The sequence below is a fragment of the Salinicola tamaricis genome (genome assembly GCF_003006155.1).
GTDB lineage: Bacteria > Pseudomonadota > Gammaproteobacteria > Pseudomonadales > Halomonadaceae > Salinicola > Salinicola tamaricis.
Window position 1 is genome coordinate 3,789,502 of record NZ_CP023559.1, and the last position, 23,161, is coordinate 3,812,662.

Genomic DNA, 23,161 nt, shown 5'->3' on the forward strand with positions numbered 1-23,161 from the left:
CTCATTTCTTGAACACCCCGACCAGGCGCTCGTGATCGAACACCAGCAGCACACTGATCTGCTTGCTGTCCATCAGCGCCAGCGCATCCTCGACCCGGGCAGTAGGCGCGATCCGCGACGCCTGCGGCGTCATGAAGTCGAACGCCCGGCGGGTGAACACGCGCTCGCCGTACTTCTCGATCGCCCGGCGCAGATCGCCATCGGTGATGATTCCCCAGCGCTCGCCGTGGCGAACCACGGCCATGCCGAGCTGGCCGCGGGACATCGCCTGGATCACATCGAGTACCTGGGCGTCGGCCTCGACCAGCGGCAGGTTGTCGCTGCGCATTTCGTGCTCGACCCGGCTCAGCAGACGCCGCCCGAGCGAACCGCCGGGATGAAAGCGGGCGAAGTTCTCGGGCTGAAAATCGCGCGCCTTCATCAACGTCACCGCCAGCGCATCGCCCATCGCCAGCGTGGCCGTGGTCGAGGAAGTCGGCGCCAGCTGCAGCGGGCACGCCTCCTCCAGTACGCCGATGTCGAGATGGCTGTGTGCCGCCTGCGCCAGGGTCGAGCCGGGGCTGCCGGTCATCCCAACCAGATAGTTGCCGTTGTCCTTGAGGAACGGGATCAGCTTGACCACCTCCTCGGTCTCACCGGAGTTGGAGATGGCCAAAAAGACGTCATGCTCGGTGACCATGCCCAGGTCGCCGTGGTAGGCCTCCCCGGGATGCATGAAGAAGCTTGGCGTACCGGTGCTGGCCAAGGTGGCGGCGATCTTGCGCCCGACGATGCCGGACTTGCCCATACCGCACACCACCACCCGCCCCGGCGTGCGCAGGATGGCATCGACCGCGGAGATCAGGTCGTTGTCGAGCTTGCGCGAGACTTCGAGCAGGGATTCGGCTTCCTTGGCGAAAACCTGCCGGGCGGTATCGAGATAGGTCAGATTCATAGGGACCTCCATGTGTCTCATGACTGTGTCTCATGAGCGACTGCATGACCGATGGGATGACCCGCTCGAGAGACGCCCGGCCACGCCGCGACGCACCCGACCCGGAATCGGGCAAGGCACGCCGCGCCGGCGGCGTCTGCTGAGATAGCGCGGGGTCGTACTGGGTGATGAATGAGTGATGACTGACTGAGTGAGTGCCGGAAAGCGCTGATCAGCGCCGGCGTATCGAGCGGCGGACGCAGGCGCGCCTCTTTGCCACTTTCGAGCCAATGCCAAGTGAAACTCTCAGCACCGGCTCGGCGAGGCCGCCGCCAGCGGGCGCTGGCGGCGAAATGCCCGCCCCCGTTGGCGCCAGACGCCGTTGGGGGACGGGGTCGCTAGGTCGTGGGTACCGCCCGTGGCGGATGACTACTGGACCAGATCGCCCAGCGCGTCATCGTCCTCGAGCAGATGGGCGTACATCTCGGTCAGGGTCAGCCCCCGGGCCGCGAGCAGATCCTCGGCGATCTCGCGCGCCACGCCGCGGCCGCCAAGGCTGGCGGTCACATGTGTGGCGACCTTGCGTACCAGCGGATGAGCGTCCGCCGGCGCATAGGCGACCCCGATTCGACGCATCACCGGAATATCGATGATGTCGTCACCGGCGAAGGCGATGCGCGCCGGCGGAATCTGCCACTCGGCGCTGATCTGGGCGATCGCCTCCAGCTTGCGACTGAAGCCGAGTTTGATCACGTCCATGCCCAGTTGGGTGGCACGGGTGAGCAGCGGCTGGCTCGACTTGGCCGAGAGCACCCCACTCTTGATCCCATGCTGGCGCAGCAGCCCGACCGCCACGCCATCGCGGACGTTGAACGGCTTGAGCGCCTCGCCTTCTGGGCCGATCAGCAGCGTGCCGTCGGTGAGCACGCCATCGACATCGAACAGCACGAGCTCGATGCCGCCGCGCGCATCGGCATGGTCGCTCAAGGCCATCAACGGATCTCCAGCGCGGGGAAGCCCTTGACCAGATCATCCAGCGCCTTGATCTGGGCCAGAAACGGCTCGAGCTGGTCCAGCGGCAGCGCGCTGGGGCCATCACAGCGGGCGCGATCCGGGTCCGGGTGCCCTTCCAGGAACAGCCCCGCCAGCCCCACGGCCATGCCGGCACGGGCAAGCTCCAGCGCCTGGCGCCGGCGCCCGCCGGAGGCCTCGCTCGATGGGTCGCGGCGCTGCAGGCTGTGGGTGACGTCGAAGATCACCGGCGCATTGCCGCTGACGTCCATCATCTCGCGGAAGCCGAGCATGTCGACGACCAGGTTGTCATAGCCGAAGCAGCTGCCGCGCTCGCACAGCACGATCTGCTGATTGCCCGCCTCGGCACACTTGTCGACGATGTTCTTCATCTGACCCGGGCTCAGGAACTGCGGCTTCTTGACGTTGATCGGGCGGCCGGTGCGCGCCATCGCCACCACCAGGTCGGTCTGGCGGGCGAGGAACGCCGGTAGTTGGATGATATCGGCGACCTCGGCCACCGGTGCCGCCTGGGCGACTTCATGCACGTCGGTGATCACCGGCACGCCGAACTCGCGCTTGACCGCGGCGAAGATCTCCAGCCCTTCGTCCATACCGACACCGCGGAAGGAGTGGATCGAGGAGCGGTTGGCCTTGTCGAAACTGGCCTTGAACACATAGGGGATGCCCAGTCTGCGCGTGACCTCGACGTAGGTCTCGCACGCCTTCAACGTACTCTCCCTGTCCTCGAGCACGTTGATGCCACCGAACAGCGTGAAAGGGGCATCGTTCGCTACCGTCAGACCGGCAATGGGTACGGATTTCATCAAGCTACCTCGCTTCGATCCAGAATGGGCAATCGGGCTCTTTGCATCAGCTTGGCGAAGTTCGCCGCGCTGAACGGAGTATCCCGAAAATAGTCTTCGTTCACTAGGTAATGGTCGACATAGGCCGCCAGGCGGCGCTCGTCGAACTGCGCATAGAAGGTGTTGCCAAGGAAGGTGACCGGCTTGTCGAGCAGCTTGGCCTCGAGCCCCACGGTGGAGTTGATCGTCACCACCGACTCGGCCCCATCGAGCAGACGGAAGGTGTTCTCGTTGACGATCTTGAAGCCATGCTCGCGGCGCAGCCGGGCCAGTACCGCCGGAATCGCCTGATTGATCTCCGCCGGGTGCGGCTTGATCACCAGCTCAAGCCCCCTTTCCGCGGCGATCTGGATCGCCCGCTTGAGCCCGTCGATCACGCTGCCCTGGGGGTAATTGAGAATGATCTGGGCGTCGGTGCTCACCTGCATCGGAAAGAACAGATAGGGTGTCTGCCAGTCCATGGTGTCGAGCGCGACGTCATCGGCCTTGCGCAGCTTGGCCAGCTCCGACAGCCCATAGGCGTTCTCGCCGGCGAGCCCGAGCAGCGCCTCTAGCCGGCAGCCGGCCACCTGCACACACTTCTGCAGTACCGTCTTCAGGTCCAGCTTGCGCGCCTGCCCGATCACGTGCTTTTGCATGCGCGCCTGGGTGTAGTCGCGCTTCCAGCGGCGGAAGGCGTCGAGGTCGACCGTATAATCGTCGAGCAGCTCCACATGGGCATAGAGATAGGACTGCATGTCGGTGCCCTGGGGGTCGGCGAAGGTCTTGTTGCCGATATTGCCGTAACCCGTGTAGAGCACATCGATCCCCTGGGCCCGGGCGTGAGCGGCCAGCGCCGACTGCGACGCCAGCCGGCCGCTGGGAAGAATGTAGAGCTCCCAACCGCGGCGCGGCTGCTCGCGCTCGATGAAATCGGCGAAACCCGAATAGACCCGATCCGCCTGACGCTGCGTCAGCCGTCCGGTCTTGATGCTGAAGTTGTCCTCGCGGCAGTGCCGGCCACGCCCGCGGCGCGGCATGAACACCGTTTCGCGCTTGAGCTTCAGGTAGACGTACATGATCAGGTTGTTGGCCACGAAATCGACGCGACACGCCTGCGCCCCGGGGGCGGCGAAGACCCGTTTGAAGAAACGGTAGTCTTCCGGGTTGGAGATGTTGATCAGGATCCGACTATACATAGCAGTGCTCGCTCGAGCGGTAGAGTTTTAATAGCGCCGCATTCATGCTGGCGGGCGAGAATTCACGCTCGTAACGCTCGCGACAGCGACGCCCCATGGCCTCGCGGTCGCTCGCCTCGAAGCGGGCCAGGGCGGCGTCCAGCGACGGCGCGAAATCGTCGAAATCGAATACCTGGCCGGTCTCGCCATCGCGCACCAGCTCCGGCAGCGCGCCGCGGTTGGAGCAGATCACCGGGGTGGCGTTACGATAGGCCTCGAGGACCACGAGGCCGAATCCCTCCCATCGGCTGGGTACGATCAACGCCTTGGCCCGGGCGATCAAGCCATCGAGGCTGGCATTGTCGAGCCAGCCGAGCAGGTGCATGTTCGCCTTGGGGGCGAACGCCGTACCGGCATCCACCACGCTGCCACCGACCACTCGCAGCTCGCCATGGGCTTCACCCCAGCTGGCATAGAGACGATCGAACCCCTTCTGGCGGTCGAAGCGTCCAATGAACAGGTAGAAATCCTCCTTGTCGGCGCTGACAAGGTGTTCTCGGGTGTCGCGCACGCAGTTCTTGATCAGCAGCGTGCGCTCGCCCATGCCCGCCGCGTTCAGCAACGTCTGCTCGTATTCGGAGATCGCGACCAAGGCATCGCTGCGCGCATAGAGTGCACGCTCCACCCACTGGATCGCGCGGCGCTTGAGCCCGCCGACCCGATGCGGATCGAAGGCCACCCCGTGGGGCTGATAGACCAGCTTGGCACCGCCCAGCGACAGCGGCAGCGCACGGCAGACAAGCCCGGCGAAGGTGCTGTGGACATGGACCACGTCCGGCCTCTCTGCCGTCACCGCCGCCGACAGCCGCGTGGCCAGGTGGCGCAGGCGCTGCGGCCGACTCTCCCCGGGAAAGTCGTGGATGCGCACCGCCGTCCCCAGCGCGATCTCCTCACGCTGCGCCGCCGGCAATACCAGCGAGACCCCACTGACATCGGGGTGGCGTAGCTGCTCGCCCGCGACATTGTTGAGATAGGTGGCGATGCCGCCCGTCACCGTCTCGCATACATGCATGATTTTCATGGGATCACTCGCTGAAGGAGAGCATTACCAGCAAAGAAAAGATCAGGAAGGTCGGCACCAGGACCAACGCCGCATCGGAGAAGGTGGCTACCCAGTACATGACGCAGCCGATACAGGCACCGCGGCTCACGGGACGCGAGGGGTCGAACAGGCTGCGTGCCATCACCACGTTGGCGAAGAACAACAAAAACGGCAGCAGGCCGATCAGCCCCACGAACTCGGCGATCGACACGTAGGGAATCTCGTAGGACCAGTAGAGCGGCGTATGCGAGATCAGACCGGCGTCGAAGAAGTACTGCAGGTACCCCGCCCGCCCGCCCAGGTCGCTGTCGAACAGGAAGGTGATGTCGCGCCCCATCAGCCCCAGCAGGCCGACGATGCCCGGCACCACCAGGCACAGCGCAAAGCAGATCAGGATCAGCTTCTTGACCGAGATGGCGCGATTGAAGAGCAGATATTCGAAGATGCAGTAGACCAGCAACAGCGCCCAGGCGGTGCGTGACAGCGTCAGCATGATCGTCAGCATCAGCCCCAGCACCCACAGCCGGCGGGTCTCGATCACGCTGTAAAGCGGTAGCAGCATGATCATGCACACGGCGTAGATGTTGCCGTTGTTGTAGGTCGAGAAGAGTTTGAACAGGCCGCCGCGATCGTTCATCTTCGCCTCCAGCGTCAGCTCGGCCCCATAGGTGGTGGTCAGCATGGGTATCGAGAAGTACTGGCCGGTGGCGACCTTGTAGAGGAACAGCGCCAGGCCGAAGACGATGGCGAAACGGATGCAGTGGCGCAGGCAGACGAGCAGATAAGCGATCTGCGCCGGCCCCAGGCGCTTCGACCAGACATAGACGAAGATCGGCACCACGATCAGCGCCATCACGTAGCCGAAGTAGATGCCCACGTTGGCGATACCGTTGAGCAGTGTGACCGCCAGAAACAGCAGCCAGAACGGCACCAGCAGCCACACGTAGCAGGCGTAGCGATCCTGGCGAAAGAGCTTGCCACTGCCCAGCATCGCCTTGAGGAACAGGATCGGGAACGTCACCACGATCAGCAGATAGATGGTGTTGAGCGGAATGCCGCCGAGGGCGACACCCGACTTGGGCAGCGCGATGGCGAAGATCGCCACCAGCGCCACGAAAACGCGCTTGGCATCGATGACCAGCATGTCTCGGGTCCATGAGTACGAAAGGGTCATGCGGCGCTCAGGGCGTGTAGCCGAAGATCTCGAAATCGCGCCGGTAGAGGCGTGAGGCGATCGCGGTCAGCTCGCTGTCGTAGTAGTCGCGAAAGTCCCGGCGCGCGGTGGCGTTGACCACTGCCAGCGGTGCCACCCGACTGATGCGCAGATCGGCGGCGATACGCCGATAATCGGCATCGATGTTCTCGTAGCGCCCGATGTAGTCGACCAGCGGCTGGCCCTGGGCGTCGCACAGGAACTCGGCCTGGGGCCGGAAGTGGACCCAGCGCATCACCCGGCGGCGATAGCGCGACCGCGACGCCAGCCGGCGCAGAAACTCATCGAAACCGGCGACGCCGCGCAGATACTTGTCGCGGAAGGCGCGGTCGTAGCGGCCGATACCGCCCTTCTCGAGGTAGGCGTAGGCGGAGACCAGACGATCCAGCGGATGGCGCACGAAGCCGAACTTGTAATAGCGCGCGAAGCGCTCGGCATCGAAACGGCGATAGCGCTCGGCCGGATCGTGGCCGTGGGCCGGCACCCCGAACAGCGCCTGGAAGATACTGTTGCCGGCGGTCTTGGGCACGTGCACGAAGACCACGTCGTTGTTCTCCTCCTGCTCCGAATAGGGGTCGACCAGGTGACGATAGAGGCGATCCTTCACCTCCAGCGGCAGGCGGTCGTTGACGCCCAGGATCAGGGATTTGGCCAGAGGGCTCTTTTTCAGGCGATAGCGGGTCTGTATCAGCAGGCTCATGGCACTCCCGTCGATGAGTGATCGCAGTGAATCGAGGTGCTCCGGCGGCGTCGGGCGACGCGCCGGAGGCTTGGCATAGCGGTGGGGTTTAGCGGTGTCGCGGCGCGCTTCAGTCGCCGATGCCGCGCAGCACGGTGCGCAAATCCTTGGCTTCCCAGTGCGGGAAGTGCTTGCGGATCAGCGCGTTGAACTCGACCTCGAAGGCCTGCCAGTCAACCTCGCCGCTCGCCTCGCGACCCGCCGCCGCGCCGCGGATCAGCCCAGCGCCCACGGTGACGTTGCTCAGCCGGTCGATCACCACGAAGCTGCCGGTCCCCGGGCTGCGCCGATAGTCGTCCAGCGGCACGCTGGCGGTCAGCTCCACTCGGCAGCGCCCGATGGCGTTGAGCGCCAGTTGCTCCGCCGGCATCTGCGCCAGGCTGTTGACGTCGATCTGGTAGTCGATCTCGGCCACCCGTCCGGCCACTTCCTGGGTGCCCAGCTTGAAATCGTAGAGCCGGCCGGGTTCGAGGGCGTTCTCGTGCATCCACACGATGTCCGCTTCCAGCGCGCTGGCCTGGGTCACCTCGGCATCCGCCGCCACCAGCCAGTCACCGCGAGATAGGTCGATCTCGTCTTCCAGGGTCACCGTTACCGCCTGCCCCGGATACGCTTCTTCGAGGTCGCCGTCGAAGGTGACGATGCGTGCTACCCGCGAGCGCTTGCCCGAGGGCAGCGCCTTGATCGCCTGGCCGGGGCGCAGGATGCCGGCTTCGAGCGTACCGCAGTAGCCGCGGAAGTCGAGGTGCGGGCGGTTGACGTACTGCACCGGCAGGCGCAGATCGGAGAGGTTGGCGTCGTGGGCGATCTCGACCGTCTCCAGCAGTTCGAGCAGCGGCGGACCGGCGTACCAATCCATCTGCTCGCTGGGGTTGACGACGTTGTCACCCTCCAGCGCCGAGAGCGGCACGAAGCGGATGTCGCGGGCGTCGAGCTTCTCGGCGAAGGCGCGGTACTCGGCGACGATCTCGTCGAAACGCGCTTCGGCGTAGTCGACCAGGTCCATCTTGTTGACCGCGATCACCAGGTGCTGGATACCCAGCAGGTCGGCGATGAAGCTGTGCCGGCGCGTCTGCGTCTGTACCCCGTGGCGGGCGTCGATCAGGATCACCGCGAGGCTGGCAGTGGAGGCCCCGGTGGCCATGTTGCGGGTGTACTGCTCGTGCCCCGGGGTGTCGGCGATGATGAACTTGCGCTTGTCGGTGGAGAAGAAGCGGTAAGCGACATCGATGGTGATGCCCTGCTCGCGCTCCGACTGCAGGCCGTCGACCAGCAGCGCCAGGTCGACCTTGTCACCGGTGGTGCCGCTGGTCTTGGAGTCGCGGGTGATGGCGGCGAGCTGATCCTCGTAGATCATCTTGGAGTCGTGCAGCAGCCGCCCGATCAGGGTCGACTTGCCGTCATCGACGCTGCCGCAGGTAATGAAGCGCAGCAGGTCTTTGTTCTCGTGCTCGTGGAGATACTGCTCGATATTGTCGGCGATGAGCGAAGACTGATGTGACATTTAAAAGTACCCCTCGCGTTTCTTCTTCTCCATCGACCCCGCCTGATCGCGGTCGATGGCCCGGCCCGAGCGCTCGCTGGTGCGGGTCAGCAGCATCTCCTGGATGATCTCGGGCAGCGTCGCCGCCCGCGACTCCACCGCCCCGGTGAGCGGGTAGCAGCCGAGGGTGCGAAAACGCACCCACTTCTCTTCCGGCACTTCACCCGGTGCCAGCGGCAGGCGCTCGTCGTCGACCATCACCTGCATGCCGTCACGCTCGACCACCGGGCGCGGCGCGGCAAAGTAGAGCGGCACGATGGGGATCGATTCGAGGTAGATGTACTGCCAGATATCCAGCTCGGTCCAGTTGGAGAGCGGGAAGACGCGGATCGACTCGCCCTGGTTGACCTTGCCGTTGTAGAGCCGCCACAGCTCCGGGCGCTGGTTCTTGGGGTCCCAGCGGTGGTGCTTGTCACGGAAGGAGTAGACCCGTTCCTTGGCCCGGGACGCTTCTTCATCGCGCCGCGCGCCGCCAAAGGCGGCATCGAAGCCGTACTTGTCCAGCGCCATCTTCAGCGACTGGGTCTTCATGATGTCGGTGTACTTGGCGCTACCGTGATCGAAGGGGTTGATGCCGGCGACGCGCCCCTCCTCGTTGATGTGTTCGATCAGCTCCATGCCCACGCTTGCCGCCATGCGGTCGCGGAACTCGATCATCTCCTTGAACTTCCAGGTGGTGTTGACGTGCATCAGCGGAAACGGCGTGCCCGGATAGAACGCCTTGCGCGCCAGATGCAGCATCACCGAGGAGTCCTTGCCGATCGAGTAGAGCATCACCGGGTTGCGGAACCCGGCCGCGACCTCGCGGATGATGTGAATCGACTCCGCCTCGAGCTGTTTGAGGTGGGTTTGACGTTCCGGTGTGATTTCCAGCATGAAGGTTTCCGTACGGTTTGATGTCCCTATCCGCGCGTGCCGGCACTCGCGCCATCGCGAGCGGCGGCACGCGCCACGGTCACAGTGCGCGCCGCAGCGCGCTTTCCCAGCGCTCATCCCGTTGCGCGCAGACGATGAAGGCAGGATTGACGTAGCTCTCGCCTTGGGTGCAGCGCAGCGGCGCCAGCGTCTCGGCCTCGAGCACCTCGCCCCCCGCCGCCAGCACCACTGCCTGGGCGGCGGCGGTGTCCCACTCGCAGGTCGGGGCCAGCCGCGGGTAGAGATCGGCGCTGCCCTCTGCCACCAGGCAGAGCTTGAGCGAGCTGCCGAGGCTGGTGCGGCGATGTGCCGGCAGCCCGGCACAGAAGGCTTCGAGCGCCTCGGCGGCGTGGGAGCGGCTGCCCACCACCACCCAGGGCTCGGCCGCCGGATCGGGCAAAGCACGCACGCGGAGCTGCTCGACCACGCCCGCTCCGACCTGCTTGAAGGCGCCCTCTTCGCCGCCCCACCAGGTGGTGGGCCCGGCCGGCAGCGCCGGAGCGTGGACGATGCCGAACACCGGCACGCCCGCCTCGACCAGCGCCACGTTGAGGGTGAACTCACCGTTTTGCTTGAGAAACTCCTTGGTGCCATCGAGCGGGTCGATCAGCCAGTAACGCGGCCAGCCGCTACGGGTCTCGAACGTGGCTTCGGCGGCCTCTTCCGACACCACCGGATCATTCGGAGTGAGCCGTGCGAGCGCCTGCACCAGCGCCTCGTGGGCGGCCAGATCGGCCGCCGTCAGCGGCGAGTCGTCGGCCTTCCAGGTGACCTCGGTCTCGCCGCGATAGATCGCCATGACCCGCTCGCCGGCCGCGTGCACCGCCTGCAGCAGCGCCGCCAGCGGCAGGGTCACGATGTCGGAGGCGCTGGCGGACGAGGTAACGGGCGTTTCCGTCGCCCTGCCTGTCGCGTGTGGGTATCGGCACATACTCGAGGGACTCCCTGCTCACGTATGGATCTTGATCACGTACGGGTGTGGCGGCGCGGCGTGTCAGCGGTCGCCGCACGCCCAGGCAGTGGCAACGGCAGCATGACGATGCCCATGTCGCGCCAGACGAAGAAAGCCGCGACGGCGTTCTGCAATGAGAGCACCAGCGCCAGCGACAACGCCGCCCCCAGCGCACCCAGCAGCGGGATCAGCACCAGAAAGGCGATCAGTCCCAGCGTGGCGCAGATCAGCGAGATGTTGCGCATCAGCCGCTCGCGCCCGGTCATGGTCAGCAGGAAAGCCACCGAGCCGGTCGCGACGTTGACCAGATGGCCGAGGGCGATGATCCGTAACAGCGGCGCCGCGGCGCCGAATTCGGGCCCGAACCAGCCCAGCACCCAGGTCGGGAAAAGCAGACAGAGCAGCGCCAACGGCAGCGCCATCGCCGTGGCCACCCGGGTACTCTGACGCGCCAGCCGCGCCAGCGCGCGGTGATCGCCCTGGTGATAGAGCCGCGAGAAACGCGGCGGGAAGACCGCGTTGATCACCAGCAGGATGAAGCTGATGATCATGCCCACCCGCTCCGCCGACTTGAACAACCCCAGGTCGACGTGACTCAACATCGCCCCGGCGACGAACATCCCCAGCACCTGCTGCAGGAACATCGACAGATTGAGCATGATGAAGCTCTGGGCGGTGGCGAAGAAGGCGCCCTTGTTGGCCAGCGTGGCCGGGTCCGGTGCCCCGCTGAGCGCTGCGGCGTGCTGGCGCAACCAGCGCAGGGTATGCAGCGCGCCCTGGGCGAAGACCAGCCAGGCGGCGGCGCAGAAGGCCCAGCTCGCCAGCACCAGCGAGCGCGTGTCGCCAACGAGCGCCAGCGCAAGAATGGCGATGGCCGCCCACAGCGAGATGGCGCCGTTCTCCTGCAGGCTGGCACGCGCCGGCATGCTGGCCCCCTTGAGGAACCCGGCGAGCACGAACGAGAGCGTGAAGGCCGGCGTGGCCACAGCGATCGCCGGCAGCATCTCGCCCAGGGTCGGTGCGGCGAAGACACCGGCGATCGGCGCACGCAACAGCCAGATCGCCACGGCGAAGAGCACACTCAGCATGAGTGCCCGAAGCAGCGCCCAGCGCAGGTAGCAGCGCACGTTGGGGCTGTCGCTGTCCTGGCTGACATAGCGCATCAGCGAGCCGTTGAGGCCATAGCAGGCGATGATGCCGGCGCCGAAGATTAGGCTCTGCGCCAGCGCGAACAGCCCCACCCCTGGGCCCCATAGAGCCGGCCCAGCACCACCCCGAGCATCACCGTGCCCAGGGCGGCCACACCGCGCGCGGCGAAGGTGCGACAGAGGTTGACCACGAGCTCACCACGCAGGGTGCGGATCGCCGCAAACGTCGGCGTCATGGGTGTGCCCTCGTAAACCTTGGCCGCGCCGGACGAGACTGGCACCGGGCTCCAGCGGCGTCGACGGTAGTGGGTTTCATGGCGGCTCGCGGGATCATTGATAGTTGTAGTGGTAGTAGCCGTAACCGTAGGCGGTTGCCGCCTTGCGCTCGACCGCGTTGAGGATGGCACCGCGCGGCTCGACCCCGGCGGTGCGCAGACGACCGATCGCCAGCTCCAGCTCCTTGACCGGATTACGCTCGAAGCGCACCAGCATCAGCGAGGTGCCGACCTGCTTGCCGATGATCGCAGCGTCGGTGACCGCCAGAATCGGCGGTGAGTCGACGATCACCAGATCGAAGCGCTCACTGGCCGCGGCGAGGAACGCGCTGAAGCGCGGCCCCATCAGCAGCTCCGAGGGGTTGGGCGGCGCGGTACCCCGCGCCACGTAGCTAAGCCCCTCGCACTCGTCCACCCCGCGGATCACCTCATCCAGCGCCAGCCGGCCACCGAGCACGTCGCTCAGCCCCGACTCCGAGGTCGCGCCGAAGACGTTGTGCACCTGCCCCTTGCGCATGTCGGCATCGACCAGCAGCACACGCTGCCCGGCCTGGGCGCAGACCGCCGCCAGGTTGACGCTGACGAAGCTCTTGCCCACGCCGGGGCTGGGACCGGTGATCATCAGGCGGTTATCGCTCGCTTCGAGCATCGCGAAGTGCAGACTGGTACGCAAGCCGCGCAGCGCTTCGACCGACACGTCGGCCGGATTGCGCAGCGACAAAAGCCCCTGCGGGTGGCGCGGATCGCGCCGCGTGCCACGGCGGCCCCGCCGCTCGCGGCGATTGAGCTTGCGCTGCTCGTCCGACGCGGCACCGTCGCGCCCCCCGACGCCCGGTCTCCTCGATCTGCTCCTGGGTCTCGATACCACGATGGAAGAGCGCACGCAGGAACACCCCCGCGACGCCGACGATCAGGCCGACGATCACCGCCACCGCCAGCAGCAGCGGCTTGTTGGGCGCCACCGGGGTCGCCTGGACCTGGGCCGAGTCGAGCACGCGGACATTACCCACGGTGCTGGCCTCGGCGATGCGCGTCTCCTGCACTTTGTTGAGCAGCTGCACGTAGATCTCGTTGTTGACCTCGGCATCGCGCTTGAGACGCAGGATCTCCTGCTGGGTCTTGGGCATCGCCTTGATCTGCTGATCGAGATTCGCTCGCTCACGCTGGAGCTGGGCCTTCTTCTCCAGCAGCGCCTGGTAGGTCGGATGGCTCTTGGTGAAGCGCTGAGCGATCTCGGCCTCGTTCATCTCCAGTTCGTTGAGCTGAGCCTCCAGATTGACCAGACGGTCGAGCACCGACTTGGTCTCCAGCGACAGATCGACGCTGTCCTGGGACTCGCGATAACGATTGAGCTTCTCCTCCGCACGATCGACCTGGGCGCGGATCTTGGGCACCTGACCGTCGAGGAATTCGAGACTCTTGCGCGCCTCCTCGGACTGGCGCTGGACGTTCTGCGAGTAATAGATATCGGCGATGGTGTTGAGGGTCTTCTCGGTCTCCTGCGGATCGGTGCCGGTGAGACTCCAGCTCAGGATACCGGTCTCGCTGCCCGCCTCGGCCACCGCCAGTCGCCCGCGCAGGCCATTGATGGCGGCGAGGCGCGAACCGTGGCGCAGTTCGAAGGTGGCGCCGGCACCGGCGTCGATCGAGGTCACCCGCAGCGCCACGCCGCCATGCGCGAAGTTGCTCAGCTCGCCCAGCTTGCCCTCGCCCAGGTCATTGCCGTCGGCATCGAACAAGCGGTAGCGATAGCTGTCGAGCACCCGCAGCCGGAACGGCTGCCCCTCGTAGGCATCGGACACCGGCATCTCGCTGATCGCGATCGACTCACCGCTGAAAGCGTAGTGCCAGCCGGCGGCGAAGCCAGGCCGCGACACGTTCTGGCGCTCGAGCAGCCCGCCGATCACCGGCAGCGTCACCGGGGCCACGGAGATGTCGAGGTTGAGCAGATCGACCGCACGCCCCAGGACCATGCGCGACTGGATGATCTCGATCTCCGACAGCGTCGGCGGCTCCTGGCCCAGCAGCGTCGAGACCTCCTTGAGCGGATTGCTGCCGGGTGACGAACTCTCGATCTGCACCAGCGCATCGGCGCGATAGATCGGAGTCGCTACGCTGACATAGATCAGCCCCAGCAGGGCAAAGGCGGCAACGCTCGCCAGCACCCACTTCTTGTGATCGACCAGAATCCCGAACAGGCGCCGGATATCGATCTCTTCGTGGCTACGCGGCGCGCGCCGATGGCGTCGAGGCTTGAGTTCCCGACTGAGGGTTCGAGGCGTGAGTCATCGTGGGTCCTTGCATCCTTTCATCGTTCCGGCATCTTGCCGATCCAGCCGTCGGCAGCGCTCACCATCAGGCCATGGACGTGCGCGAAGGCGCTCTCGCTCTTGTGATAGGGATCGGGGATCTCGGGCTCGGCGAGCCAGCGCCCGAACAGCAGGGTCTTGCCCGTGGCCGCCGGATCGCGCTCGGCGATCGCCCGGCGCTGCCCTTCGCTCATGACCAGGACCAGATCGGCGTCCTTGAGCATGTCGGCATCGAGCTGGCGCGCGATATGGCCATCGAGCGTCAGGCCTTCGCGCTCGCCCAGCCGCCGAGCGCGTGGATCGACGCCCTGGCCGACCAGTGCGCCCAGCCCCGCGGACTCGACCTGGCGCCCGGGGAAGCGTTGGCGCAGCAGCGCCGCCGCCACCGGGCTGCGGCAGACGTTGCCGATGCAGACCACCAGAATGCGCTGGAACATCGTTCAGTTACCGTCCCGGAGTTCATCGAAATCGCGCGTGGCACGGGTCACCTGATAGACCGAAGTGATGGTCGGGGTGAGCTGGTTGATCACCCGGTTCCAGCGGCTCAGCGGCGCGGCGGTGACATAGACGATGTCGGTGGGTTGGAGCATGAACTGCGTGCCCAGCACCAGCGCCGTGGCGTTGCGCGCGTCGAGCTGATACACGGTCGCCAGCTTGCCGCTGTCGGCCGGCGCCTGGCGGATCACGAAGATACCCTTGGCGTCGGCTTCGGCCTCGTTCATGCCACCAGCCTGAGAGAGCGCATCGGTCAGTGACAGCCGCGAGTTGCCCATCGGCAGTGACACCGGATCGACCACCTCCCCCATCACGAACACCTTCTGGTTGCCCAGGTCGGGGACGTGCACCACATCGCCGTCGCGCAGGCGGTGGTTGGCGCTGAGGTCGCCGTCCTGGAGCATGGCGTGGACATCGATATGCTCGATCTCGTCGCCACGGGTCAGCACCACGTCATGCCAGTTGGCACTCTCGCGCATGCCGCCCGCCTGATTGATGGCATCGAGCAGCGTCAGCGGCACGTTGGTCACCGGCATGACCCCGGGCTTGTCGACCTCACCGGTGACATAGACCTTCTGGGAATTGAAACCGGCCACCTTGACGTCGACCTGCGGTGAGGCGATGTAAGCCGTCAGCCGCCGCTGCAGCTCGTCGCGCACGGCATCCACGGTGCGCCCGGCCACTTTCATTCGACCCACATAGGGGTAGAAGATGGTGCCATCACTGCCGACGGTGCTGCCGGACTCACTGCTGGGACGCTCGCCACCAGCGGGAATGGTCAGTTCGGGGTGGTCATAGACCGTCACCGAGAGCACATCGCCCACGCCGACGCGATACTGATAGGACGAGGCCGGCGACGCTTTGTCAGCGCCTTGGACGGCGTGGCTGAGCGCCGACGGATCGGGCTTTGCGGCACCCACCGTACCCGCCTGCTGGGTCCGAATCAGCCCCAGCGTGATCGGTTCGACATCGACCAGATCGTCGATGGGTGCAGAATCGGTCTCATAGCCGATGTGGCTGCCGGGGGCGAAGGCGCAACCACTGAGACCGGTAACCAGCAGCAGTGCAGCAAGACCGGCAAGGCCTCTGCCAACGCCGGCCGTTCTCATCAGAGATCTGCCTCGCGCCGGCCAGACTGCGGCCACCCCCACCCTTTGACTCTTGCGTCTCATCCCGCTCGCCTCTGCCATTCCCGCCATCCCTGTCGCTCGACGCCGCTTGCCTGCGGCAGCATTTTCCTTGCCCCTGAATCCCTATCTGGCTGACGCCGCCTGGGCGGCATCAGTGCATTGACTCGATACGTCAAAAGAGAGACAGGCTCGGCAAATTTAAATTTAAACACGCTACCGCCCCGAGGTTGCCATGGCATTCCCCGAAGCCCTTCATGCAATTTTTAATCCGATAAATCGCCCTAATCAGGCGCGATTTAAGCTGGGCTATCCTTCGCGGCAATCCGCTTTCAATCAAGCAATGCCAAAGCCGTGCCAACTTCATAAAAAGACACCTTTCAGAAACATTTTAATTACGCAACCACGGGCAAGACCGCATGGCCTCGGTGAAAAATCATTTTCTTGCGTATTTGATGCCCACCTTCGCGTTAGCCAGCTGTAACGAAATGGCGACAGGTTATCTGTGGCAAACACCCGACAGGGGCGGCATCGGAACCCTCGAGCGTCACCGTGCGTGTCCAGCGACACCGCTGAACGCCGTCGAAAGAGAGACTATTGAAACCAATTTTCAATGACTTGCAGGCCTACAGAGACCACATCAGGCGGCTTGGGCTTTGGTCTTACTTCCCCTCACAGCGCGGCGTGATAATGTCGCACCTCTGCCCGCTAATCGGCCCTTTCTGGTGCACGCCCGCCAGCGACACATGCCCCTGTCGCCAATCGCTGACAACTCGACTTAGGTTTTTACAAAACCCGTTAAAACGTTGCCAAACGACACGCATCACTCCCCCTTGCCGTCGCCGCACCACCGCCTACGGTCACTGTCTCGTAACAATAACTCGCGATTCCCTTCTCAATGCCATGACCGGCGCCCGGCTACAATGAGCGCCATTCTCGCGCCCTCCTATTTGCAAACTTATTGGCGCCGATAATTTGACAACTTCCGATTGCCCCGCCGCATAATATTGGCAAGAATGTCGTCGGTCTTCGGACCACGGGCGAGGCGTCAATCGCACTCGTTTATCTTTCCACTCAACCAGGAGCTATCTATGAAGAAGCGAGCCATCTTGGCAGTCGCCTTCATGGCGGTCTCTTCGCTCGCTGCAGCCCAGGAAGTCGCCACGGGCAGCGCAGCCGGCGTGGGCACCGCCGCCAGCGCGTCGACGGCCTCGGCCGTGGGCGCCAGCACGACCGCCTCTTCGGTGGGCGCGCTGGCCGCCGCTGGTGGCAGCGATGGAAGTGGTGGTACCGGTACCACCGGCACCACTGGTACGACCGGCACACGTTGATGAGCGTATTGGCTCAGCGTTGCCGGGAAGGCCGCCCTCGGGCGGTCTTCTTCATCGGTCTCACGTTGGCGCTGTCGGGCTGCACTATCGGCAGCCAGCGCTCGCCCAGTGACGTCATCGCCAGCCTGCGCGGCCCCGACCTGGCGGCCCAGGCTGCAGCCATGCCCTATGCCTCGCTGGCGCTGGACCTGGACGGCCACGGTGGGCTGGTAGTGCTGGCCAGCCAGCAGGCCATGACCACCTACTGGCAGTTTCGCGATGGCGCGACGCTGGCACTCGAGGATGGCTATCCGGTGGCCAGCGCCGGGCTGCGCGACGAGCTGCTGGGTACGCGCATTCTCGGCGCTGACGAGACACCGCCACCGCCCTATCCGTGGCGTCGTCCGGGCAGCGAAGCGCACTACCGGATCGAGCGTCAGTGGCAGGATACCGAGGGTAATCTGCATCAGGACAGCGCTCGTGTAGCGCTCGATTGCGCGGCACCGGCAGCGGTGGAGTTACCGTTGACACGGCGCCGGCTGGCGCGCTGCCAGGAAATATCGCACTGGGCTGGCGGCGCCATCACCGAGGCGACACTGTGGCGCGATCCCGAGGATCGCCGGCTGTGGGCTTATGCGGGCCAGCCGTGGCCGGACGCACCGACACTGACCTGGCAGATCGCCCGCCCCTGGTGAACGACATGCCGAAGGATCGGCACGCTGCTCCTATCCACCGTCAGGGACATGACCGACACATGCGATCCCCTCTCCCCTTTGCGCTGGGCCTGCTGGCGCTGGGTGCACTCGCGTTGGATGCCGCGGCCGCGCCGCCGGCCGACGAGGCCCCCGTCACCATCGAGATCGAGGGCCGAACGGCTACGGCAACGACACTGCTGGAGGCCTGGTCGGCGCTATCGCGCCAAGATCGGGTGAACTGGCCATTCGCCTATGTGGGTGCCGAGCGCACCGATGTTTCGACGCGCCAGACGCAGCGGCGCCTGCGCGCCGAACTCGATGCGCTCGCCATGCAGGCCCGGCTGCAGCGCCAGACGGGACTGGCCAGCGGACTCGACGCGTGGTCGCAGGCGCTGGCTACCACGGCACCCGGGCGCATTCCGGGGGCGGGTCGACCCCACCTGGTTGATGGCACATCCACGCCACATGCCGGCACTGGCCGATCTCGATCGCCTTGGCTGGTGCGAGACACCGAGTTGGGTCGAGGCGTGGACGCCCCGGGGGGTAACGCGGCTCGACTGGCGCCCCGGCATGACCACAGAGACGCTGCTGGAGGCGCTGCCCGAGTCCGCCCGCGCCCAGAGCGAGCACCTAGCGCTGATCGACCCGCGCGGCGGCATACGGCGTCTCGGCATGGCAGCGTGGAACCATGAATCGGCCACGCTGGTACCGGGTAGCCGGGTGGTGCTGCAACTTCCCCTGGACGAGGTGAGCGCCCGCTGGGTCGACGCCAGCCTGCCTGACTTTCTGGCCACGCGCCTGCCCGGTGATATCTGCCGTACCTTCACCCCGGACGCCGCTTCACGCCTGACCACCGCCACCGACTGACGACGCCCCGAGCATGATGCTTCCGATCTCCCGCCGTTCCCGCACGCTGCGCCGTGCGACTCCCGCCATGGGGCTTTCGCTGCCTCTGCTGCTTGGCGCCGCGCCCCACGCCATCGCCGAGCTCGGCGCCGCACAGAGCGATTTCGGGGGTGTCGGCCTGATGCAGACACCCAGTGCGCGCATGGCACCGCTGGGCGAGATCTCGCTGCACTACAACCACGTCTCGCCCTATTCACGCTATCAGGTCAGCGTGCAGCCGATGGATTGGCTCGAGGCAGGCTTTCGCTACACCTCGATCGGCAACCGCGACTACCGCGCCTCCGGCGACGCCGAGCGGGATTACCTCGACAAGGGCATCGACTTCAAGCTCAGGCTGCATCAAGAAGATCGCTACATGCCGGCGCTGGCGCTCGGCTTTCGCGACTTCGGCGGCACCGGGCTGTTCGGCAGCGAATACCTGGTGGCGAGCAAGCGCTGGAACGACTTCGACTTCACCTTGGGCCTGGGCTGGGGCTATCTGGGCGCCGGTGGCGGGCTCGGCAACCCACTCTCGGCGCTCTCCGGACGCTTCGATTCACGCCGCAGCGAGAACCCGGAAGAGGCCGGCGACTTCGAGTTCGGCGATCTGTTCAGCGGCGATATCGGCGTCTTCGGCGGGGTCGAATACCAGACCCCGTGGGAGCCGCTGACGCTGCAGCTCGAGTACGACGGCAACGACTATCGCTCGGAGCCCCTCGACAACCCCCAGCGTCAGCGCTCGCCGCTCAATCTGGGCGCGCGCTGGCGCCTCGGCGAGCACCTCTCGCTGGCGGCGGGCTGGGAACGCGGCGACACCGCCATGCTCGGCCTCACCCTGAGTGCCAATCTGGCCGGGGCGAGCCAGGCCAAGACCGGCGACCCCCACCCGGTCACGGTGGCCGAGCCGCCGTCGCGCACCACCGACGACTGGCAGGCAGTCAGCCGCGACCTTCAGGCCAATGCCGGGATGCGCGTGCACCGCATCACCCGGCGCGATGACGAGCTGGTGGTCGAGGCGGAAGCCACCCGCTACCGTTCGCTGCTGGTCAGCGAGGGGCGCGCCAACCGCATCCTCAACAACCGCACCGCCGACGACATCGACACCTACCGCTACCGCTGGCAGAGCGCTGGCATGGGCCTGCGCGACGACGTTCACGACCGCCACGCCTTTCGTCGCGCCGCCGCCTCGGCCGCCTATGATCAACAGTATCACTACGGACTCTACGCCTCCGCCCTGACCCGGCCCGACGACGGCGCACCGGACGGGGAGCAGCTCTACACCGACGATCTCGCAGGCTTCGACTGGCAGCTGGCACCGGGTCTCAACCAGAACATCGGGGGCCCGGACGGCTTCCTCTACCAGCTCTACGCCAAGCTCGATGCCAACTACCGCACCGACGCCAACGGCTGGTTCAGTGGCCAGCTGGCGCTCAATCTGTTCGACAACCTGGACCGCTACGACTACATCGCCGACTCCAAGCTGCCGCGGGTGCGCACGCACATCGGCGACTATCTCGACCAGACCAGCCTCGGCATCTACAACCTGCAGTACACGCGTACCGCGCGCCTGGGCGAAAACTGGTACGGCATGGCCTACGCCGGCCTGCTGGAGATGATGTACGCCGGCGGCGGCGGTGAGGTGCTCTATCGCCCCTTCGACAGCCCGGTCGCCTTCGGCGTCGATCTCAACTGGGTCAAGCAGCGCGACTTCGATCAGCGCTTCGGCCTGCGTGACTATTCGACCTGGACCGGGCACGCCACCGCCTATATCGAGACCGGGGTCGAGGACGTGCTCGCACAGGTCAGCGTGGGGCGCTATCTGGCCGGCGACCTGGGGGTCACCTTCGATCTCTCGCGCCAGTTCGACTCCGGGGTACGCGTGGGTGCGTGGTCGACCTTCACCGATGCCGGCGACGACTACGGCGAGGGTAGCTTCGACAAGGGCTTCTACGTCTCGATTCCGTTCGACGCCTTCTTCGATACCTCGAGCCGCAACGCCACCACTATCGCCTGGCAGCCGCTGACCCGCGACGGCGGGGCGCGCCTGGCGCGGCGCTACACCCTCTACGGGCTGACCCAGGATCGCGAGATGGGGCACTACTGGCAGGATTACGATCGGGTGTGGGATGAGCCCTGAAGACGATGTGTTTCACCAGGTGCTGTCTGAAAAGTCGACGAGCGAAGGCAAGGCCGGGGCGCGCAGCTAAGGCAAAAATCGGCGAAAACGGACCGGGCTGGCGCTCCAGTTTACGGGGTGTAAATGAGCATTTTGACGGGGGCACCGAGCTCGGGCTGGCGCTCCAGCCGATTTTTAACGCCGTATGGACGAGCGCAGGCATTTTTCAGACAAAGCGTAGGGTGCCGAATCCGGCGAGTTCGCGTGCTTCCAGGCGCTACACTGGGGTCACCTGCGGCTCGCCGGACTCGTATCCATGCACGACGCCTCCAAACTCAGCGCGACCGATGTCAGCGCGCCTCTGCCCGACACCCCCCGGCTCGACGCCTCCAGCCCCCAGGCGAGCGAACTCGAAGCGCCGTTCTCGCTCACCCCCGAGCAGTGCCGGCTGGCGCGCCTGGCCCGGGACGCGCGCTTCGACGGCCGCTTCTTCATCGGCGTCGTCACCACCGGTATCTACTGCCGCCCGATCTGCCCGGTAATGCCCCCGCACGAAGAGAACGTGCGCTACTTCGGCTCGGCGATCGCCGCCGCCGCCGCGGGCTTCCGGCCCTGCCTGCGCTGCCGCCCGGACAGCGCCCCCCGCTCACCCGCCTGGCGCGGCACCCACACCACACTGAGCCGGGCACTGGCGCTGATCGATGCCGGTAGTCTGCAGCGCGGCAGCGTGGCCGCACTGTGTCAGCGTCTGGGCATCGGTGAACGCTATCTACGCCAGCTGTTCCAGCGTCATCTGGGGGTATCGCCCAAGACCTACGCGCTCTATCGCCAGTGCCTGCTCGCCAAGCAGTTGCTCCACGACACCGCATTGCCGATCACCGATATCGCCTATGCCAGCGGCTTTGGCAGCCTGCGCCGCTTCAATGACGCTTTTCGACGCCAGCTACATCTCAGCCCCAGCGCGGTGCGCCGCCGGCGTGGCGATTCACAGGCGCCACTGACACTCACGCTCACCTATCGCCCACCCTACGACTGGGCGCGTCTACGCCACTTCCACGCTCTGCACCAGTTGGCGGGGCTGGAGTGGATCGATGACGAGCACTTCGGACGCACCTTCCGCCTGGGTGAGGTCACCGGATATTTCACCGCACGTCACCTGCCCGACCGCCACGCCTTTGCCGTCAGTCTGGCGCTGAGCGATCTTGCCGCGCTCGACGAAGTGATTCGCTGCCTGCGCCGGATGCTCGATCTGGATGCCGATACCCAGACGATCGAAGGCCATCTCGCCGCGGCACTGCCGGGGCTCGCGCTGAGTCCCGGGCTGCGCCTGCCCGGCGTCTGGGACCTGTTCGAGGCAGGCGTGCGCGCGGTGCTCGGCCAGCAGATCTCGGTTGCCGCCGCCACCCGCCTGCTGCAGCAGTTGATCGACCAGTTGGGCGAGCAGGATGACGCCGGGCGCCGCCGTTTCCCCACGCCAGCAGCGATCGCCGCCAGCGATCTGGCCTTCCTCAAGCTGCCGGGGGCACGGCGCGAGACGCTGAAGCGATTCGCCACCGCCTATCGTGATGGCGAGCTCGGCGACGACCCTGCGAGCTGGCAGCGGCTCAAGGGTATCGGGCCCTGGACCGCCAAGGTCGCAGCCTTCCGCGGCCTCAGCGATCCCGATGTCTGGCTCGATGGCGATGTCGGTCTGCGCCGTGCGCTGGCGCGTCAACCGCAGCCGCTCGACCCCGCCCGCGCCGCACCCTGGCGCAGCTACCTCACCCTACAACTGTGGAATACCGTGATATGAACGCATCGCTGTCTTTCGTCGCTCCCTGCCCGCTCCCCCATCACGCCGAGGCGTGCCAGCGCTACACCCCGCCCGCCGGCGTGCCGCTGGGCGAGATCGAGATCCGCGCCAGCGCGGCCGGTCTGACCTGGGTCGGCTTCGTCACCGACGCCTGCGGCGACGCCCGGCCGAGTGCCCTCACCCGGCGCTGTGCACAGCAGCTCGACGCTTATTTCGCCGGCGAGCTCACCCATTTCGAGCTACCACTGGCGCCCGCCGGCACCGAGTTCCAGCGCCGTGTATGGCAGGCGCTGACCACGATCGCCTTCGGCGAGACCCGTTCCTACGCCGAACAGGCCCAGGCCATCGGCCACCCCAGCGCCACCCGCGCGGTGGGTGCCGCCAATGGTCGCAATCCTTTGGCGATCGTGGTGCCGTGCCATCGGGTGATCGGCGCCAACGGCCACCTCACCGGGTACGCTGGCGGGCTCGAACGCAAGCGCTGGCTGTTGGGACATGAGGGGCACGCCATGGCGAACTAGAGACGAGATAACCACGCACGTCGGGCCTCGAAAACGAGAATTGCAATCAGCAAAATTTCTGGCAGATAGTCCCTGCT

At 65.9% G+C, this 23,161-nt stretch carries 22 protein-coding genes; 6 read left to right on the forward strand and 16 right to left on the reverse strand.

Annotation, left to right across the window (positions count from 1 at the left end; genetic code table 11):
• Nucleotide 1 precedes the first annotated feature (1 nt).
• From CN538_RS17505 to CN538_RS17570, 16 genes are all read right to left on the reverse strand, one after another.
• Nucleotides 2–934 (reverse strand): KpsF/GutQ family sugar-phosphate isomerase, encoded by a 933-nt coding sequence (locus CN538_RS17505; protein WP_106420258.1) that lies wholly within the window; start codon nt 932–934, stop codon nt 2–4.
• A gap of 408 nt (nt 935–1,342) precedes the next feature.
• Nucleotides 1,343–1,906: a KdsC family phosphatase gene (locus tag CN538_RS17510; protein ID WP_106420259.1), complete on the reverse strand. Its 564-nt coding sequence runs from the start codon at nt 1,904–1,906 to the stop codon at nt 1,343–1,345.
• Nucleotides 1,906–2,751, reverse strand: coding sequence for a 3-deoxy-8-phosphooctulonate synthase (gene kdsA / locus CN538_RS17515; protein WP_035470950.1), 846 nt, complete (start codon nt 2,749–2,751; stop codon nt 1,906–1,908). Before kdsA ends, CN538_RS17510 begins: the two co-directional genes overlap by 1 nt.
• Entirely contained in the window at nt 2,751–3,968 is a 1,218-nt protein-coding gene (locus CN538_RS17520; protein ID WP_106420260.1) for a capsular polysaccharide export protein, LipB/KpsS family, read from the reverse strand. Before CN538_RS17520 ends, kdsA begins: the two co-directional genes overlap by 1 nt.
• On the reverse strand, nt 3,961–5,028 hold the full coding sequence (locus tag CN538_RS17525; protein ID WP_106420261.1) for a glycosyltransferase family 4 protein: 1,068 nt from the start codon (nt 5,026–5,028) through the stop codon (nt 3,961–3,963). The genes CN538_RS17520 and CN538_RS17525 overlap by 8 nt, the downstream gene beginning before the upstream one ends.
• 4 nt (nt 5,029–5,032) lie before the next feature.
• Entirely contained in the window at nt 5,033–6,193 is a 1,161-nt protein-coding gene (locus CN538_RS17530) for a hypothetical protein (RefSeq protein ID WP_106420262.1), read from the reverse strand.
• Between the two features lie 37 nt (nt 6,194–6,230).
• Nucleotides 6,231–6,962 (reverse strand): sulfotransferase family 2 domain-containing protein, encoded by a 732-nt coding sequence (locus CN538_RS17535; protein WP_106420263.1) that lies wholly within the window; start codon nt 6,960–6,962, stop codon nt 6,231–6,233.
• Nucleotides 6,963–7,071: 109 nt separating this feature from the next.
• Nucleotides 7,072–8,505 (reverse strand): sulfate adenylyltransferase subunit CysN, encoded by a 1,434-nt coding sequence (cysN, locus tag CN538_RS17540; RefSeq protein ID WP_106420264.1) that lies wholly within the window; start codon nt 8,503–8,505, stop codon nt 7,072–7,074.
• The gene (gene cysD, locus CN538_RS17545; RefSeq protein ID WP_106420265.1) at nt 8,506–9,420 is read right to left on the reverse strand and encodes a sulfate adenylyltransferase subunit CysD; all 915 of its coding nucleotides are present in this window, start codon (nt 9,418–9,420) and stop codon (nt 8,506–8,508) included.
• A 79-nt stretch (nt 9,421–9,499) separates the two neighbouring features.
• Complete coding sequence (cysQ, locus tag CN538_RS17550; protein ID WP_242495315.1) at nt 9,500–10,315, reverse strand: 3'(2'),5'-bisphosphate nucleotidase CysQ; 816 nt, start codon at nt 10,313–10,315, stop codon at nt 9,500–9,502.
• 110 nt (nt 10,316–10,425) lie between these two features.
• Nucleotides 10,426–11,652 (reverse strand): lipopolysaccharide biosynthesis protein, encoded by a 1,227-nt coding sequence (locus tag CN538_RS17555; RefSeq protein ID WP_164999651.1) that lies wholly within the window; start codon nt 11,650–11,652, stop codon nt 10,426–10,428.
• Entirely contained in the window at nt 11,622–11,795 is a 174-nt protein-coding gene (locus CN538_RS20505) for a hypothetical protein (RefSeq protein ID WP_164999652.1), read from the reverse strand. Before CN538_RS20505 ends, CN538_RS17555 begins: the two co-directional genes overlap by 31 nt.
• A 94-nt stretch (nt 11,796–11,889) precedes the next feature.
• Nucleotides 11,890–12,507 carry a polysaccharide biosynthesis tyrosine autokinase gene (locus tag CN538_RS23525; protein WP_242495316.1) on the reverse strand — a complete coding sequence of 206 codons (618 nt, stop codon included), beginning with the start codon at nt 12,505–12,507 and terminating at the stop codon, nt 11,890–11,892.
• Nucleotides 12,464–13,999 (reverse strand): GNVR domain-containing protein, encoded by a 1,536-nt coding sequence (locus tag CN538_RS17560; protein ID WP_242495322.1) that lies wholly within the window; start codon nt 13,997–13,999, stop codon nt 12,464–12,466. Before CN538_RS17560 ends, CN538_RS23525 begins: the two co-directional genes overlap by 44 nt.
• Nucleotides 14,000–14,142: 143 nt before the next feature.
• Nucleotides 14,143–14,580, reverse strand: a complete 438-nt coding sequence (locus tag CN538_RS17565; protein ID WP_106420268.1) for a low molecular weight protein-tyrosine-phosphatase — start codon at nt 14,578–14,580, stop codon at nt 14,143–14,145.
• A gap of 3 nt (nt 14,581–14,583) precedes the next feature.
• Complete coding sequence (locus CN538_RS17570) at nt 14,584–15,747, reverse strand: polysaccharide export protein (protein ID WP_106420269.1); 1,164 nt, start codon at nt 15,745–15,747, stop codon at nt 14,584–14,586.
• Nucleotides 15,748–16,856: 1,109 nt separating this feature from the next.
• Between CN538_RS17570 and CN538_RS17575 the strand changes: the two genes are divergently transcribed.
• The 6 genes from CN538_RS17575 to CN538_RS17605 all read left to right on the forward strand — a co-directional run bounded on the left by CN538_RS17575 (nt 16,857) and on the right by CN538_RS17605 (nt 23,084).
• A complete protein-coding gene (locus tag CN538_RS17575; RefSeq protein ID WP_081918900.1) occupies nt 16,857–17,096 on the forward strand; it encodes a hypothetical protein in 240 nt (79 codons plus the stop codon).
• Entirely contained in the window at nt 17,096–17,770 is a 675-nt protein-coding gene (locus CN538_RS17580; RefSeq protein ID WP_106420270.1) for a YjbF family lipoprotein, read from the forward strand. Before CN538_RS17575 ends, CN538_RS17580 begins: the two co-directional genes overlap by 1 nt.
• Nucleotides 17,771–18,217: 447 nt before the next feature.
• Nucleotides 18,218–18,637, forward strand: coding sequence for a capsule biosynthesis GfcC family protein (locus CN538_RS17590; RefSeq protein WP_129591407.1), 420 nt, complete (start codon nt 18,218–18,220; stop codon nt 18,635–18,637).
• Nucleotides 18,638–18,650: 13 nt separating this feature from the next.
• Nucleotides 18,651–20,792 carry a YjbH domain-containing protein gene (locus CN538_RS17595; RefSeq protein ID WP_242495324.1) on the forward strand — a complete coding sequence of 714 codons (2,142 nt, stop codon included), beginning with the start codon at nt 18,651–18,653 and terminating at the stop codon, nt 20,790–20,792.
• Nucleotides 20,793–21,087: 295 nt separating this feature from the next.
• Nucleotides 21,088–22,563 carry an AlkA N-terminal domain-containing protein gene (locus tag CN538_RS17600; protein ID WP_106420273.1) on the forward strand — a complete coding sequence of 492 codons (1,476 nt, stop codon included), beginning with the start codon at nt 21,088–21,090 and terminating at the stop codon, nt 22,561–22,563.
• Entirely contained in the window at nt 22,560–23,084 is a 525-nt protein-coding gene (locus tag CN538_RS17605) for a methylated-DNA--[protein]-cysteine S-methyltransferase (protein ID WP_106420274.1), read from the forward strand. The genes CN538_RS17600 and CN538_RS17605 overlap by 4 nt, the downstream gene beginning before the upstream one ends.
• Nucleotides 23,085–23,161: the final 77 nt, after the last annotated feature.

What these genes read in the sequence shown, in the direction of transcription:
- CN538_RS17505 (WP_106420258.1), bottom strand. Translation starts at nt 934, where the DNA reads ATGAATCTGACCTATCTCGATACCGCCCGGCAGGTTTTCGCCAAGGAA.
- CN538_RS17510 (WP_106420259.1), bottom strand. Translation starts at nt 1,906, where the DNA reads ATGGCCTTGAGCGACCATGCCGATGCGCGCGGCGGCATCGAGCTCGTG.
- kdsA (WP_035470950.1), bottom strand. Translation starts at nt 2,751, where the DNA reads ATGAAATCCGTACCCATTGCCGGTCTGACGGTAGCGAACGATGCCCCT.
- CN538_RS17520 (WP_106420260.1), bottom strand. Translation starts at nt 3,968, where the DNA reads ATGTATAGTCGGATCCTGATCAACATCTCCAACCCGGAAGACTACCGT.
- CN538_RS17525 (WP_106420261.1), bottom strand. Translation starts at nt 5,028, where the DNA reads ATGAAAATCATGCATGTATGCGAGACGGTGACGGGCGGCATCGCCACC.
- CN538_RS17530 (WP_106420262.1), bottom strand. Translation starts at nt 6,193, where the DNA reads ATGCTGGTCATCGATGCCAAGCGCGTTTTCGTGGCGCTGGTGGCGATC.
- CN538_RS17535 (WP_106420263.1), bottom strand. Translation starts at nt 6,962, where the DNA reads ATGAGCCTGCTGATACAGACCCGCTATCGCCTGAAAAAGAGCCCTCTG.
- cysN (WP_106420264.1), bottom strand. Translation starts at nt 8,505, where the DNA reads ATGTCACATCAGTCTTCGCTCATCGCCGACAATATCGAGCAGTATCTC.
- cysD (WP_106420265.1), bottom strand. Translation starts at nt 9,420, where the DNA reads ATGCTGGAAATCACACCGGAACGTCAAACCCACCTCAAACAGCTCGAG.
- CN538_RS20505 (WP_164999652.1), bottom strand. Translation starts at nt 11,795, where the DNA reads ATGACGCCGACGTTTGCGGCGATCCGCACCCTGCGTGGTGAGCTCGTG.
- CN538_RS17565 (WP_106420268.1), bottom strand. Translation starts at nt 14,580, where the DNA reads ATGTTCCAGCGCATTCTGGTGGTCTGCATCGGCAACGTCTGCCGCAGC.
- CN538_RS17570 (WP_106420269.1), bottom strand. Translation starts at nt 15,747, where the DNA reads ATGAGAACGGCCGGCGTTGGCAGAGGCCTTGCCGGTCTTGCTGCACTG.
- CN538_RS17575 (WP_081918900.1), top strand. Translation starts at nt 16,857, where the DNA reads ATGAAGAAGCGAGCCATCTTGGCAGTCGCCTTCATGGCGGTCTCTTCG.
- CN538_RS17580 (WP_106420270.1), top strand. Translation starts at nt 17,096, where the DNA reads ATGAGCGTATTGGCTCAGCGTTGCCGGGAAGGCCGCCCTCGGGCGGTC.
- CN538_RS17590 (WP_129591407.1), top strand. Translation starts at nt 18,218, where the DNA reads ATGGCACATCCACGCCACATGCCGGCACTGGCCGATCTCGATCGCCTT.
- CN538_RS17595 (WP_242495324.1), top strand. Translation starts at nt 18,651, where the DNA reads ATGATGCTTCCGATCTCCCGCCGTTCCCGCACGCTGCGCCGTGCGACT.
- CN538_RS17600 (WP_106420273.1), top strand. Translation starts at nt 21,088, where the DNA reads ATGCACGACGCCTCCAAACTCAGCGCGACCGATGTCAGCGCGCCTCTG.
- CN538_RS17605 (WP_106420274.1), top strand. Translation starts at nt 22,560, where the DNA reads ATGAACGCATCGCTGTCTTTCGTCGCTCCCTGCCCGCTCCCCCATCAC.